15 protein-coding genes are annotated in these 13,391 nt (G+C 71.5%); 9 read left to right on the forward strand and 6 right to left on the reverse strand.

Annotated features, from left to right (window positions below; genetic code table 11):
* The first annotated feature begins 21 nt into the window (after nt 1-21).
* A complete protein-coding gene (locus GA0070216_RS22025; RefSeq protein WP_091249464.1) occupies nt 22-1,362 on the forward strand; it encodes an aminotransferase class I/II-fold pyridoxal phosphate-dependent enzyme in 1,341 nt (446 codons plus the stop codon).
* Here the strand turns inward: GA0070216_RS22025 and GA0070216_RS22030 are convergent.
* Nucleotides 1,352-1,612 (reverse strand): hypothetical protein, encoded by a 261-nt coding sequence (locus GA0070216_RS22030; RefSeq protein WP_091249467.1) that lies wholly within the window; start codon nt 1,610-1,612, stop codon nt 1,352-1,354. The two genes, GA0070216_RS22025 and GA0070216_RS22030, sit on opposite strands and share 11 nt — an antisense overlap.
* Nucleotides 1,609-1,779, reverse strand: a complete 171-nt coding sequence (locus GA0070216_RS34650; RefSeq protein WP_176739079.1) for a hypothetical protein — start codon at nt 1,777-1,779, stop codon at nt 1,609-1,611. Before GA0070216_RS34650 ends, GA0070216_RS22030 begins: the two co-directional genes overlap by 4 nt.
* A 315-nt stretch (nt 1,780-2,094) precedes the next feature.
* Between GA0070216_RS34650 and GA0070216_RS22035 the strand changes: the two genes are divergently transcribed.
* The 8 genes from GA0070216_RS22035 (at nt 2,095) to rny (ending at nt 9,637) form a co-directional block, all read left to right on the forward strand.
* Complete coding sequence (locus GA0070216_RS22035; RefSeq protein ID WP_091249470.1) at nt 2,095-2,316, forward strand: helix-turn-helix transcriptional regulator; 222 nt, start codon at nt 2,095-2,097, stop codon at nt 2,314-2,316.
* Between the two features lie 132 nt (nt 2,317-2,448).
* Nucleotides 2,449-3,144: a UdgX family uracil-DNA binding protein gene (locus GA0070216_RS22040; protein WP_091249473.1), complete on the forward strand. Its 696-nt coding sequence runs from the start codon at nt 2,449-2,451 to the stop codon at nt 3,142-3,144.
* Between the two features lie 141 nt (nt 3,145-3,285).
* Nucleotides 3,286-4,611 carry an MFS transporter gene (locus GA0070216_RS22045; RefSeq protein ID WP_091249476.1) on the forward strand — a complete coding sequence of 442 codons (1,326 nt, stop codon included), beginning with the start codon at nt 3,286-3,288 and terminating at the stop codon, nt 4,609-4,611.
* Nucleotides 4,612-4,615: 4 nt separating this feature from the next.
* On the forward strand, nt 4,616-4,816 hold the full coding sequence (locus tag GA0070216_RS22050) for a DUF3046 domain-containing protein (protein WP_091249479.1): 201 nt from the start codon (nt 4,616-4,618) through the stop codon (nt 4,814-4,816).
* 184 nt (nt 4,817-5,000) lie between these two features.
* On the forward strand, nt 5,001-6,047 hold the full coding sequence (gene recA, locus GA0070216_RS22055; RefSeq protein WP_091249483.1) for a recombinase RecA: 1,047 nt from the start codon (nt 5,001-5,003) through the stop codon (nt 6,045-6,047).
* A gap of 14 nt (nt 6,048-6,061) precedes the next feature.
* Nucleotides 6,062-6,796: a regulatory protein RecX gene (locus tag GA0070216_RS22060; protein ID WP_091249486.1), complete on the forward strand. Its 735-nt coding sequence runs from the start codon at nt 6,062-6,064 to the stop codon at nt 6,794-6,796.
* Between the two features lie 6 nt (nt 6,797-6,802).
* On the forward strand, nt 6,803-7,264 hold the full coding sequence (locus tag GA0070216_RS22065; RefSeq protein WP_091249489.1) for a 3-keto-5-aminohexanoate cleavage protein: 462 nt from the start codon (nt 6,803-6,805) through the stop codon (nt 7,262-7,264).
* 606 nt (nt 7,265-7,870) lie between these two features.
* Nucleotides 7,871-9,637, forward strand: a complete 1,767-nt coding sequence (rny, locus tag GA0070216_RS22070; protein ID WP_091249497.1) for a ribonuclease Y — start codon at nt 7,871-7,873, stop codon at nt 9,635-9,637.
* 203 nt (nt 9,638-9,840) lie between these two features.
* Here rny and GA0070216_RS22075 read toward each other — a convergent pair whose 3' ends face one another.
* Genes GA0070216_RS22075 through GA0070216_RS22090 form a run of 4 tightly spaced genes read right to left on the reverse strand, consistent with a single transcriptional unit; the run spans nt 9,841 to nt 13,253 of the window.
* Nucleotides 9,841-10,818, reverse strand: coding sequence for an amino acid ABC transporter permease (locus GA0070216_RS22075; RefSeq protein ID WP_091249501.1), 978 nt, complete (start codon nt 10,816-10,818; stop codon nt 9,841-9,843).
* Nucleotides 10,815-11,522 carry an amino acid ABC transporter permease gene (locus GA0070216_RS22080; RefSeq protein WP_091249504.1) on the reverse strand — a complete coding sequence of 236 codons (708 nt, stop codon included), beginning with the start codon at nt 11,520-11,522 and terminating at the stop codon, nt 10,815-10,817. Before GA0070216_RS22080 ends, GA0070216_RS22075 begins: the two co-directional genes overlap by 4 nt.
* Nucleotides 11,523-11,561: 39 nt before the next feature.
* Nucleotides 11,562-12,440 (reverse strand): glutamate ABC transporter substrate-binding protein, encoded by an 879-nt coding sequence (locus GA0070216_RS22085; RefSeq protein ID WP_091249507.1) that lies wholly within the window; start codon nt 12,438-12,440, stop codon nt 11,562-11,564.
* 57 nt (nt 12,441-12,497) lie between these two features.
* On the reverse strand, nt 12,498-13,253 hold the full coding sequence (locus tag GA0070216_RS22090) for an amino acid ABC transporter ATP-binding protein (RefSeq protein WP_091249511.1): 756 nt from the start codon (nt 13,251-13,253) through the stop codon (nt 12,498-12,500).
* Nucleotides 13,254-13,391: the final 138 nt, after the last annotated feature.

A 13,391-nucleotide genomic window follows, 5' to 3' on the forward strand; every position in this document is an offset into this window, starting at 1 on the left:
TTCTAGTACGATCCTGGAACTGTGGCAGCACATTATCAGATCCTCGGTTCCACGTCCGCCGCGATCTCGGCGAGTGTGGAAACCGGCATCCGCACCGGGGTGCTCGCGGCCGGCGACGCGTTGCCGCCGGTCCGCTCCCTGGCCACCACGCTGGCGGTCAGCCCGGCCACCGTCGCCCGCGCCTACCAGGAGCTGCGCCAGCGGGGTCTGGTCGTCACCGCCGGCCGGCACGGCACCCGGGTGCGGCCCCGGCCCCCGGTCGCCCCCCGCCGCGCCGCCCGGCATCCCGCGCCCGCCCCCGGCACCCGCGACCTGTCCCAGGGTCAGCCCGACCTCCGGCTGCTGCCGCCGCTCGGCCCGCATCTGGCCGCGCTCGCCGCCGACATCGGCCCGCCCGCCGGTTACGCCTCGACCGGCGTGCACCCCGCACTGGCGGAGGCCGCCCGTTCCCGGCTCGCCGCCGACGGGGTGCCCGCCGACGAGCTGACCGTCACCGGGGGAGCGCTCGACGGCATCGAGCGGCTGCTCGCCAGCCAGCTGCGGCCCGGCGACGCGGTCGGGGTAGAGGATCCGGGCTGGGCCAACCTGTTCGACCTGGTCGCCGCGCTCGGCCTGCGGCCGGTCGGCGTCCCGGTCGACGACGACGGGCCGACCGTCGCCGGGGTCCGGGATGCGCTGATCCTGGGGGTACGGGCGATGGTGGTCACCAGTCGGGCGCAGAATCCGACCGGCGCCGCCATCTCCGCCGATCGGGCCCAAGCCCTGCGGGCACTGCTCGCCGGCCGGTCCGACCTGCTGTTGATCGAGGACGATCACGCCGCCGAACTGTCCCGCCTGCCCCTGCACCCGCTGGCCGGGGCCACCCCGACCTGGGCGTTCGTCCGCTCGACGAGCAAGCCCTTCGGTCCTGACCTGCGGCTCGCGGTGCTGGCCGGTGACGAGGTGACGGTCTCCCGGGTGGCCGGCCGGGCCAGGGTGGGCGCCGGCTGGGTCTCCACCGTCCTGCAACGACTCGTCCTGTCGCTCTGGCGTGATCCGGGCACCACGACCCTGATCGACCGGGCCGCCGACGCGTACGACAGCCGCCGCTCCGGCCTGCTCGCCGCGCTCGCAGACCGGGGCCTGGTGGGGCACGGCCGCAGCGGCATCAACGTCTGGCTGCCGGTGCCCGACGAAACCACCACGGTCACCGCCCTGCGCGACGCCGGCTGGTCGGTCGCCCCCGGCGGCCTCTACCGGATCGGCGCCCCGCCCGCCGTACGGATCACGGTCAGCTCGCTCGACGACGCCGACCTCGGTCCGCTGGCCGACGCGGTGGCGGCGGCGGTCCGCCCCACCGACCCGATCGGCTTCACCGCCTGACCCGGTCCGTCTGCCTTCTCCTGCCGGGCTGTGCGGGGACGGGAGCGGGTGGCGTGGTCAACCCCGCCGGCTGCACGAAGATCCTCCGGCGGGAGACCGCATCCCCGGCCGCGTTCAGCTGGTATCCCTCTAACCAGACCCATCCGTCGTACGTGGGCCAGTCGAGCACCCGGATCACCCGGAACCGGATGGGCCGGAGAAACTGCACGCTGGCGGCCCTGGTTACGTACACCAGATCGCCGGCCTTCACCGGCGCTCCCGGTCCCGCCAGGCGCGCAGCGTCTCGCCCGCGTCGACCAGGCGGGCGCACGAGCCGTCCGGCTGGCAGCGGGAGCAGGCGTTGCGATGGTGGAAGTCGACGACGTAGCCGGCCATGAGCACGGCGAACGGCGGCTCGGCGGATCGCTGCTCAGGCATCCGGCCAGGACCCCCGGTGGAGCTTTCGGGCATTGCGGGTGCCCCACCTGGTCTCCGAAGTCATCTGATGTGGCACCGCCGGGCGGGTGGCGAAGGGGCCGTTCCGCCCGGATGTCGCAGTCGCAGGCAGGGGCACGGCCTGCTGTACGACGTCAACGGGTTCAGTGGGCCGATGGAACCACTTCCAGCGAGACATACGCTCTCCCAGGCACTCGCGTGGTTGACAATCGTCCAACTATAACCCAACTCAATTGGAGCTATATAAGCAATATAGTATTACTCGTAACAACCTAAATCGGACCTACGCTTTCCGCTATGGCACTGCTCAGAGGCACGCAGCTTGAGGTCTGGGGAGCTGCCGAGATCCAGGAACGCCTGGGAGTCTCAAGGCAGCGCACCTACATCCTGATCAGCCGCAGGGACTTCCCGCCTCCGGCAGCTGTTCTCAAGATGGGTCAGATCTGGTTGAAGTCCGATGTAGAGGCGTGGATCGTCGAGAAGCGACCTCACCTGCTTGAGGTGAACGAGAAGCTGTAACCGGACAATCCGGTAACCGGCCCAGCGCCTCTCCGGAGGCGGGGTCGCCGGCCACGCCTGATGCTCCTGGATGGGAAGAGGACCGGCGGGTCCCTTGTGGGGTGTCTCGTGGGACCGGGTAGAACAGTCGCCATGGCCGAGCAGACCGACCCACCCGGTGCCCAGCAGTTCATCCCGCCACAGGCCGGCACACTGGCCGAGCTGCGTACCGCCGCCACCGGCTGCCGGGGCTGCGAGCTGTACCGGGACGCCACCCAGACCGTCTTCGGCCGGGGCGACGAACGCGCCCGGGTGGTCTTCGTCGGCGAACAGCCCGGCGACCTGGAGGACCAGCACGGGCTGCCCTTCGTCGGCCCCGCCGGCCGGCTGCTGCGCCGGGCGGTCGACGACGCCGGTCTCGACCCGGCCCACCTCTACATCACCAACGCGGTGAAGCACTTCCGACACGAGCTTCGCGGCCGCCGGCGCATCCACCAGACCCCGGATCGGGTGCACATCGTCGCCTGCCGGCCGTGGCTGGTCGCCGAGTTCGCCCGGCTCCGCCCCGAACTGGTGGTGGTGCTCGGCGCGACGGCGGCGAAGGCCCTGCTCGGCCCGGCGTTCCGGGTCACCCGGCAGCGCGGCGAGTTGCTGCCCTGGCCGGCCGCCGCCGAGCACCCGGAGGACTTCCCCCGGGTGGACGACGCCGGCCCGGTCGCCGACGCGCCCGCCGCCCGGGTGCTGGCCACCATCCACCCGTCGGCGGTGCTGCGCGCCGACAACCAGGACGTCGCCTACCGGGGGCTGGTCGACGACCTCACCGTGGCCGCCCGCGCCCTGGCCGGCTGACCGGGTGCGGGTCCCGGCACGGCGGCACGGGGAACGGGACGGGGCGTTCCCGACCACACCCCGCCGCGCACCGACCGGTAACCCCGGTGCGGGCGGCGGACCGGCTGCGCGACGATGGGCCCCCCGAACCAGGAGCGTGCGATGACCGTCGACCTGCGCGCGCCGGCCCGGCCCGACGTCGCCCCGATCCAGCGGCGCACGCTGCGGTTGCTCTTCGTCACGCAGATCATCGGTGGGGTCGGGGTGGCCATCGGGATCTCGGTCGGGGCGTTGCTGGCGGCCCGGGTCGCCGGCACCGCCGTGGCCGGGCTGGCGCAGAGCTGCGGGGTGGTCGGCGCGGCGCTGCTCGCCGTACCGGTCACCCGGATCATGAACGGGCACGGGCGTCGCCCGGGGCTGGTGGTGGCGTACCTGATCGGGGCGGTCGGGGCGCTGCTGGTGGTGCTCGCCACGGTCACCGGTGGGGTGCCGCTGCTCTTCCTGGGGATGCTGCTGTTCGGCGGGGGCACGGCGGCCAACCTCCAGGCCCGCTACACGGCGGTGGACCTCGCCGAGCCGGCCCGCCGGGGCCGGCAACTCTCCCTGGTCGTCTGGGCCACCACCATCGGCGCGGTGGCGGCACCCAACTTCGCCGCGCTCGCCGACGGGTTCACCCGAGGCTGGGGCCTGCCGTCGCTGTCCGGCCCGTTCGCGTTCAGCGCCGTCGCGTTCGGCGTGGCTGCGGTCGTACTGCTGCTGCTGTTGCGGCCCGATCCGCTGCTCACCGCGCGGCGGCTCGCGGCGGCCGACGCCGGGACACCGCCGGTGGCCGGGGCCGCCGCGTCGCCGGTGACGGACACCGCGCCGGGCGCGCGGCGGGTCGGCATGCGGGCGGCCTGGCGGGTGGTCCGTGGGCGACCGGGCGCCCGACTGGGCATCGCCGCCGTCGCGGTCGGCCACCTGGTGATGGTCGCGGTGATGGCGATGACTCCGGTACGCCTCGGCGAGTCGCACTCCGACGCGGACGTGCTGCGGGTCGTCGGCATCGTGTTGAGCCTGCACATCGCCGGCATGTACGCCCTCTCCCCGGTGGTGGGCTGGCTCACCGACCGGCTGGGCCGTCGCGCGGTGATCCTCGGTGGGGTCGGCATGCTGCTGGCCGCCTGCGCGGTGGCCGGCACCGCCGGGCACCACACGCCGCGCCTCTCGGTCGGCCTGGCCCTGCTCGGGCTGGGCTGGTCGGCGACCATGGTGGCCGGTTCGACGCTGCTGTCCGAGGCGGTCCCGTCCGGGGTGCGCCCCAGCGTGCAGGGGCTGTCCGACCTGACGATGGGGCTGGCCGGGGCGGGCGCGGCGGCGGCCAGCGGGTTCGTCATGCGGCTGGCGGGTTATCCGACCCTCACCCTGCTGGCGGCGATCGCGGTGGTGCCGCTGGTGGCGCTAGCGTTGCGTCGGGTGCCACCGACGGCACCCGACGAGGAGGAGTGATCACGTGCGGCTGACCGACTTCTGGACCCGGCTGGACGAGGCTTTCGGGCCGGGTTACGCGGCCAGCATCGCCAGCGACCAGGTGCTCTCCCAACTCGACGGGCGGACCATCACGCAGGCGCTCGCCGCTGGTGAGCAGACCCACGTCGTGTGGCGGGCGGTGGTCGCCGCATACCCCGACCGGGTGCCCGCACGGCTACGTTGAGCTGCCGTTTCGGCACTTCTGCGTGTCGCTTGCCGGCTCGTACACCTGTTCGGCTATTGTCCACAGCGGGGTGCTCGTCCACAGCTCACGGCCCGTCGGCTGGTTTTCTGTCGGACCTAGCGCCTAGCGTGTCCGCGTGACGCGAAGCTCAGGAAAGACGCCGGCGAAGGCAGGGGTGGCAAACATGGCCGCAGGGCCCGACCGGGAGAAGGCACTCGACCTTGCTCTCGCTCAGATCGATAAGCAGTTCGGTAAAGGGTCGGTGATGCGGCTGGGCGAGCGCCCGGTCATCCAGACGTCGGTGATCACGACCGGGTCCATCGCGCTCGACGTGGCGCTCGGGGTGGGTGGCCTGCCCCGGGGCCGGGTCGTCGAGATCTACGGCCCCGAGTCCAGCGGTAAGACCACGGTCGCCCTGCACGCGGTGGCCAACGCCCAGCGGGCCGGCGGCATCGCCGCCTTCGTCGACGCCGAGCACGCGCTCGACCCCGACTACGCGAAGGCGCTCGGCGTCGACACCGACGCCCTGCTGGTCTCCCAGCCGGACACCGGCGAGCAGGCGCTGGAGATCGTCGACATGCTGGTCCGCTCCGGCGCGATCGACATCATCGTGATCGACTCGGTGGCGGCCCTGGTGCCGCGCGCCGAGATCGAGGGCGAGATGGGCGACAGCCACGTCGGTCTCCAGGCCCGGCTGATGAGCCAGGCGCTGCGGAAGATCACCGGCGTGCTCAACAACACCGGCACCACGGCGATCTTCATCAACCAGCTCCGCGAGAAGATCGGCGTCATGTTCGGCTCGCCCGAGACGACCACCGGTGGTCGGGCGCTGAAGTTCTACGCCTCGGTCCGGCTCGACGTGCGCCGCATCGAGAGCCTCAAGGACGGCACCGACGTGGTCGGTAACCGCACCCGGGTCAAGGTCGTCAAGAACAAGGTCGCCGCGCCGTTCAAGCAGGCCGAGTTCGACATCATGTACGGCAAGGGCATCTCCCGCGAGGGCTCGCTGATCGACGTCGGCGTGGAGCAGGCGATCATCCGCAAGTCCGGCGCTTGGTACACCTACGACGGTGACCAGCTCGGCCAGGGCAAGGAGAAGGCCCGGGAGTTCCTCAAGGAGAACCCGGACGTGGCCGCCGAGATCGAGAAGAAGATCCTGGAGAAGCTCGGCGTCGGGGTCGGCGCGGGTGACGCCGCCGGTGGCCCTGAGCTGCCGCCTGTCGACTTCTGACCGGTCGCGGTCGAATGGCAGGACGACGCGCCCGCACGGGGCGGGGCTGGGATGCCGCCCCTCCCCGCGCGGATGCCGACCACTCATCCCGGGCGGATGCCGACGACCCGGTCGGGGCCGACCCCGGCCCGCCCTGGGCCGAAGGCACCAGGCCTCGGCGGGGTCGCCGGGGGCGGCCCGACGGGACCGGGCCGACCCCGGTCGAGTCGACGCCCCGCGACGAGAGCGAGATGGCCCGGGAGATCTGCCTGCGGCAGCTCGCGGTGCGTCCGCGCACCCGGGCCGAGCTGGCCGGGTCGTTGGCCAAGAAGGGCATCTCCGACGAGGTGTCCGCCCAGGTGCTCGACCGCTACGACGAGGTCGGCATCATCGACGACGCGGCCTTCGCGCGGGCCTGGGTCTCCAGCCGGCACAACGGTCGCGGGTTGGCCCGCCGGGCGCTCGCCAACGAGCTGCGCCAGCGTGGCGTGGACGGCGAGGTGGCCAGCGAAGCGCTCGGTGAGCTGGACGAGGAGACCGAGGCGGAGACCGCCCGGACCCTGGTCGACCGGAAGTTGCGCACCGCCCGGGGCGAGCCCGACGCGGTGTTCCGCCGGCTGGTCGGCATGCTGGCCCGCAAGGGCTATCCACCCGGGGTGGCGATCCGGGCGGTGAAGGACGCCCTCGCCGCCCAGAGCGCCGAGGCCGCCGAGTTCGCCGAGCAGATCGACGCCGACGCCCTGGCCGAGGCCGAGGGCGAGCGGGGCTGACCGGGCGTGTGGAAGGCGTCCCTCAACGGCACCCGCTCGCGTGCCGAGCACCCCGCCGTGCCGCTGACCGCCGCCGAGCTGGCCGCTGACGCGGTCCGCTGCGCCGCGCGGGGAGTGGCGGCGGTGCACGTACACCCACGGGACGCCGACGGTGCCGAGTCGCTGGCGCCGCCGGTGATCGCCGGGGCGGTGACCGCCATCCGCGCCGTCCGGCCCGGCCTGCCGGTGGGGGTGAGCACCGGCGCATGGATCGCGCCCGACCCGGCCGACCGGGTGGCCGCCGTACGCGCCTGGTCGGTGCTGCCGGACTTCGCCTCGGTGAACGCGCACGAGGATGGTGCCGAGGCGGTTCGCCGGGGTCTGGACACCCGGATCGGCCTGGAGGACACCCTGCACCTCCCGGACGGCTCACCCGCCCCCGACAACGTCGCGCTGGTGACGTGCGCCTGCGCGTGGGGTGTCGGCTGACCCTGCCGCCCCGCCTCGCTGCCGTCGGGCGCTGATCCTGCCGGCCGGTGCGGCCCGCGCAGGGAGCTGAAGCGGACCGGTCGGGCGGAAGAATAAACTTTTTATGGCGTGGTGTCCGGATTTGGATCACCAATGGGTGACGTTGTCAACTCTCTCCGTTCGGGGGGTTTGATCATGAGTTCTTGACCGATCGGCCTTCCGAGACCTAGCCTCGCCATACAGGCTCACTTTGCCCGACCAGCGCAGGCTAAGCGCACAACATAGATCTCGTAACAGAACCGCATCACTTTGGCCAGCTCCACCGGCCTTGACGGTCGCTCCGGACAGCCGGTCCGGAGCCGACCCGACAACTGCACCCGGCTGTCGGCGATGCCGCATGGGCACCGCCGACGGAGAGCTATCCCCACGGCCAGCCGCTCGGTCGGGCGTCCAGAGCCGCAGAGGTGCGTGCCCATCGGCACGGTGCCCCTGCGGCGTAGACGTTTGGGGAGGCACGACCATGGCGGTGGGTCGGCACAGGGACCGGGGGTCCCCAGAAGGCGGTGGCGAGCGCGGGTGCGCCGACGCGGTGTGGCGGCCCACCGGCCCCGGTGACGGGACATCGGCATGAACGCCTTCGACGTGGTGCTCCTGGTCGTTGTCGGGGTCCTCGCCCTGGTCGTGGTCGGCGCCGTCCTGATCGGCGTACGGGCGCTGCGCCGCATCGGTGCCGCCCCGGCCCCGGAGGACCCCGCCTTCATCGCCGAGAAGGACCGCCAGGAACAGTCGCTGGCCGCCCTGCGGACCGCCGCCGACGAGGTGAACAGCACCATCGACGTGGCGAAGTCCGCCGCCTCCGCAGCCCGTGCCGAGGCGGCCGGGGCCAAGGCGGAGGCGAAGTCGGCCCGGGCGGAGGCCCGCCGGGTCCTCGACGACGCCCGCGCCGAGGCGGACACCGTCCTGGAACGCGCCCACAAGCAGGCCGAGGCGGACGCCGAGCAGTTGCGGGCCAGCGCCCGGCGCAGCGGTGAGCGTGAGGTGGCGGTGCTCGCCGCGACCACGCGGGAACAGGCGGCCGAGGTGGAACGCCGGGCCGCCCGGATGGACGAGCGGGAACGGCTGCACACCGAGGAGGTGGAGCGGCTGGCCGAACGCGAGCGGCAGCTCACCGCCGCCAGCGCCGCGCTGGCCGAGCGGGAGGCGGCGATCAGCGCCCGGGAGGCCGCGCTGAGCGTGGCCGAGGAGCAGCGCCGTCGGGAGCTGGAACGCGTCGCCGGACTGACCGCCGACTCGGCCCGCACCGAGCTGATCGAGGTGATCGAGACCCAGGCCAAGCGGGAGGCGGCCCTGCTGGTGCGGGACATCGAGTCCGACGCCCGCAACACTGCCGAGCAGCGCGCCCGGCACATCGTGGTGGACGCCATCCAGCGGGTGGCCAGCGAGCAGACCGCGGAGAGCGTGGTCAGCGTCCTGCACCTGCCGGGGGACGAGATGAAGGGGCGGATCATCGGCCGGGAGGGGCGCAACATCCGCGCCTTCGAGTCGGTGACCGGGGTCAACCTGATCATCGACGACACCCCGGAGGCGGTGCTGCTCTCCTGCTTCGACCCGGTCCGCCGCGAGGTGGGTCGGCTCACCCTGGAGAAGCTGGTCCTCGACGGGCGCATCCACCCGCACCGGATCGAGGAGGTGCACGACCTGGCCCGGCAGGAGGTGGAGGAGCTGTGCCACCGGGCCGCCGAGGACGCGCTGGTGGAGGTGGGCATCACCGAGATCCACCCCGAGCTGGTCACCCTGCTCGGTCGGCTGCGCTACCGCACGTCGTACGGGCAGAACGTGCTCAAGCACCTGGTGGAGACCGCGCACATCGCCGGGATCATGGCCGCCGAGCTGCGGCTGGACGTGCCGACGATCAAGCGGTCGGCGTTCCTGCACGACATCGGCAAGGCGCTCACCCACGAGGTGGAGGGCAGCCACGCCATCATCGGCGCCGACCTGGCCCGCAAGTACGGCGAGAGCGAGGACGTGGTGCACGCCATCGAGGCGCACCACAACGAGGTGCCGCCGCAGACCATCGAGGCGGTCCTCACCCAGGCGTCCGACGCCTGCTCGGGCGGGCGGCCGGGGGCCCGGCGGGAGAGCCTGGAGGCGTACGTCAAGCGGCTGGAACGGATCGAGGAGATCGCGGCCGGCAAGATCGGCGTGGAGAAGGTCTTCGCCATGCAGGCGGGCCGGGAGATCCGGGTGATGGTCAAGCCGGACGACGTCGACGACATCGGCGCGGCGGTCCTCGCCCGGGACGTGGCGAAGCAGATCGAGGAGGAGCTGACCTACCCGGGGCAGATCCGGGTGACCGTGGTCCGCGAGTCCCGGGTCACCGAGATCGCCCGCTGACCGGCGGCGGCCCGGCCGCTTCACCACCCACCCGGCCGGGGTGCCACCGGCCCATCACCCGGCGGGGCCGCCGCCGGCCAGGGGAAACGCGCGACGAGCGCAACGGAACGACCTGGCGTGAGGCGACAGCGACCGTCGAACGACACGGCGAGGGCCGGCCCGGATCTCCGGGCCGGCCCTCGCTCAGCTTGTGCAGGTGGGTGTCAGTTGCCGCCGCCGCCTCCGCCGCCCTCGGCCTGCGAGACGAGCGCGGTGGCCGGGGGCTGCGGGGCCGACGTGCCGGCCGACTTACGGCCCCGGGAGAGTCGCCGCTGGACGTACTGGGCCAGCTTCGACAGCGAGTAGTTGAACAGGATGAACAGCGCGGCGATCACCACGTAGACCTGGATCGGGTTGTCCAGCACGCCGATGAGCTGCTTGCCGATGTTGAGGGTCTCCTCGTAGCTGATGATGAAGCCCAGCGAGGTGTCCTTGAGCACCACGACGAGCTGGCTGATCAGCGCCGGCAGCATGATCCGGAACGCCTGGGGGAGCAGGATCATCCGGGTGGTCTGCGCGGGGGAGAGGCCGATCGCGGCGGCGGCCTCGGCCTGCCCGCCGGGTAGCCCCTCCATGCCGGAGCGGAGGATCTCGGCGATGACCACGGAGTTGTAGACGGTCAGGCCGATGACCAGGTACCACAGCGAGTCGAACGAGATGCCGAACTCGGGGAAGCCCCGAGCCACGAAGAAGATGGTGAGCACCACCGGCAGGCCCCGGAAGACCTCGACGCAGACCCGGGTGACCGCCGAGAGGGTGCCGCTCAACCCGCGCAGCAGGTATGCCAGCGGGGTGGCCAGCCCGGTGAAGCGTCGCCGGGTCAGGCTCTTGAGCTGGATTCGCAGCAACCCGAGCAGGGTGCCGACCACCAGCGAGGCGACGATGGCCAGCACCGCGGCGGTCAGCGTGTTCTTCAGGCCGAAGCCGATCCGGTCCCAGACCTGGGAGAAGTTCTCGTGGGAGGGGTCGACCAGCGGCCCCCACAGCTCCATCGAGAACTGGCCCTTGTCGTCCAGCGGCCGGTAGATCAGGAAGTACGCGCCGACGGCCAGCAGCACGGTGGCGACGATGCTGCCGATCAGGGTGATCCGTCGCTGGCGGGGACCGGGGACGTCGTACAGGACGCTGGTCTGCTGACTCATCGGGCCACCGCCTGTCGCTTCTCCAGCCGGTCGAGCAGTGCGCCGAGCGGCACGGTCATGATCAGGTAGCCGATCGAGATGCCGACGGCGACCGGGATGAAGGCGTAGCCCTCGGCGGAGGTGAGCTGGTCGGCGGTCTGGGACAGGTCGCCGACCACGCCGAAGAAGCCGATCAGCGCCGAGTTCTTGATCATCGCGATGATCACCGAACCGAGCGGGACCACCGACGCCTTCCAGGACTGCGGCAGCACCACGTGCCGCAGGTTCTGGCCGAAGGTCAGGCCGAGCGACCGGGCCGCCTCGGCCTGACCTGGCGGCACCGCGTTGACCCCGGAGCGCAGCGCCTCGCAGACGAACGCGGCGGTATAGAGCACCAGGGCGAGCAGCGCGAAGCGGAAGTACGGCAGGTCGGTGCCGAGCCGGGTGAAGAGCGAGTCCAGCACCGGGATTCGCAGGAAGTCGGCGTTGGAGCCGAGCGCCGGCAGACCGAAGGCGGCGAAGAACATCACCACGGTCAGCGGCATGTTCCGGAACACGGTCACGTAGGCGGTGCCGACGGCGCGCAGCGGCGGCACCGGCGAGATGCGCAGCACCGCCATGACGGCGCCCAGGATCAGGGCGCCGATCGCGGCGAGCACGCAGATCTGGAGGGTGAGCCAGAAACCACCCGCGAAGACGTCGAACTTGTCGATGAGCACACTCACGGGCCGGTGTTCCTCCCCACCCTCCAGATCGAGGTCAGATCAGTAACGGTTGATGGTGGGCGCGGTGCCCAGCTCCGCGCCGAACTTGCCGGCGGTGTCGTCCCACGCCTTCTTCCAGCTGCCGTCGTTGAACGCCTTCTCCAACGTGTCGTTGATGAAGTTGCGGAAGTCGGTGTCCTCCTTCTTCACCCCGATGCCGTACGGCTCCTTGGTGAAGTTGTCGCCGGCCAGCTTGAACGACGCCTCGTCCTCGGCGATGTAGCCGAGCAGGATCACGTTGTCGGTGGTGACGGCGTCGACCTGGCCGCCCTTGAGGGCGTCGCGGCACTTGGGGTAGGTGTCGAAGAGCACCAGCTGGGTGCCGACGTCCTTGATGGACTTCTTGATCTCCTCGGCCGGGGTGGACCCGGTCACCGAGCAGACCTTCTTGGTGCCGTCCTTGAAGGAGTCCGGGCCGGTGATGGTGGTGTCGTCCTTCTTGACCAGGATGTTCTGGCCGGCCTCGTAGTACGGGCCCGCGAAGGCGATCCGCTCCTTGCGCTTGTCGTTGATCGTGTAGGTCGCCGCGACCAGGTCGACGGTGCCGTTGACGATGGCGTCCTCACGGACCTTCGACGGCGTCTCGACGTACTCGATCTTGTCGGCAGGGATGCCCAGCTCCTTGACGATGAGCTTGGCCACCTCGACGTCGAAGCCCTCCGGCTTGCCCGACAGGCCCTTCTGGCCGAAGCCGGGCTGGTCGAACTTGGTGCCGACCTTGATCTTCTGCGCCTTGTTGAGCTTCTCCATGGTGCTGCCGGCGGCGAAGGACTTGCTGCCGGAACCGGTGCCCTCGTCGGCGTCGTCGCCGCCGCAGGCGGCCAGGCCGAGCGCCAGAGTAGCCGCCGCGGCGACTGCCGCCACGCGCTTCATACGCATACTGATCTCCTTCTTCGTCGGAATGCACCGGTGACCGGCACGCTCCACTACGGACGCCTAGTGCGTGAGGATCTTGGAGAGGAAGTCCCTGGCCCGCTCACTGCGCGGGTTGGCGAAGAACTCCGTCGGCGGGGCGTCCTCGACGAGCTGCCCGTCGGCCATGAAGATCACCCGGTTGGCGGCGTGCCGGGCGAAGCCCATCTCGTGGGTCACCACCACCATCGTCATGCCCTCGCTGGCCAGCGAGGTCATCACGTCCAGCACCTCGCCGACCATCTCCGGGTCGAGGGCGCTGGTCGGCTCGTCGAAGAGCATCGCCTTGGGCTGCATGGCCAGCGCGCGGGCGATCGCCGCCCGCTGCTGCTGGCCACCGGAGAGCTGGGCCGGGTACTTGTCGGCCTGGTTGGCGATGCCGACCCGGTCGAGCAGGGCCAAGCCGCGCTCGCGGGCGGCGGCCGGCTTCTCCTTGCGGACCTTGATCGGCCCGAGTGCGACGTTCTCCAGGATGGTCTTGTGGGCGAAGAGGTTGAACGACTGGAAGACCATGCCGACCTCGCTGCGCAGCTTCGCCAGCGCCTTGCCCTCGGCCGGCAGCGGCTGGCCGTCGAAGACGATCGTGCCGTCGTTGATCGGCTCCAGCCGGTTGATCGCCCGGCACAGCGTCGACTTGCCGGAACCGGACGGCCCGATCACCACCACGACCTCGCCCTTGTCGACGGAGAGTGACACGTCGTGCAGCACGTGCAGCGGGCCGAACCACTTATTGACCCGGTCCAGCACGATCAGCGGTTCGCCGGTCGCCACGTCGTCCACCGTCCCTGTCGTCGTACCGGAAGCGGGGTCGGTCGACCCCCGGTTGAGCCACTGTAGGCGGGGCGACGTGGCGGATCGCCACTCAGCGGGTCACGGAGAGGTAACACCGGTGTCAGGTGTGCTCCGGCGTCCGAATTC

The organism is Micromonospora matsumotoense (assembly GCF_900091525.1).
GTDB lineage: Bacteria > Actinomycetota > Actinomycetes > Mycobacteriales > Micromonosporaceae > Micromonospora > Micromonospora matsumotoensis.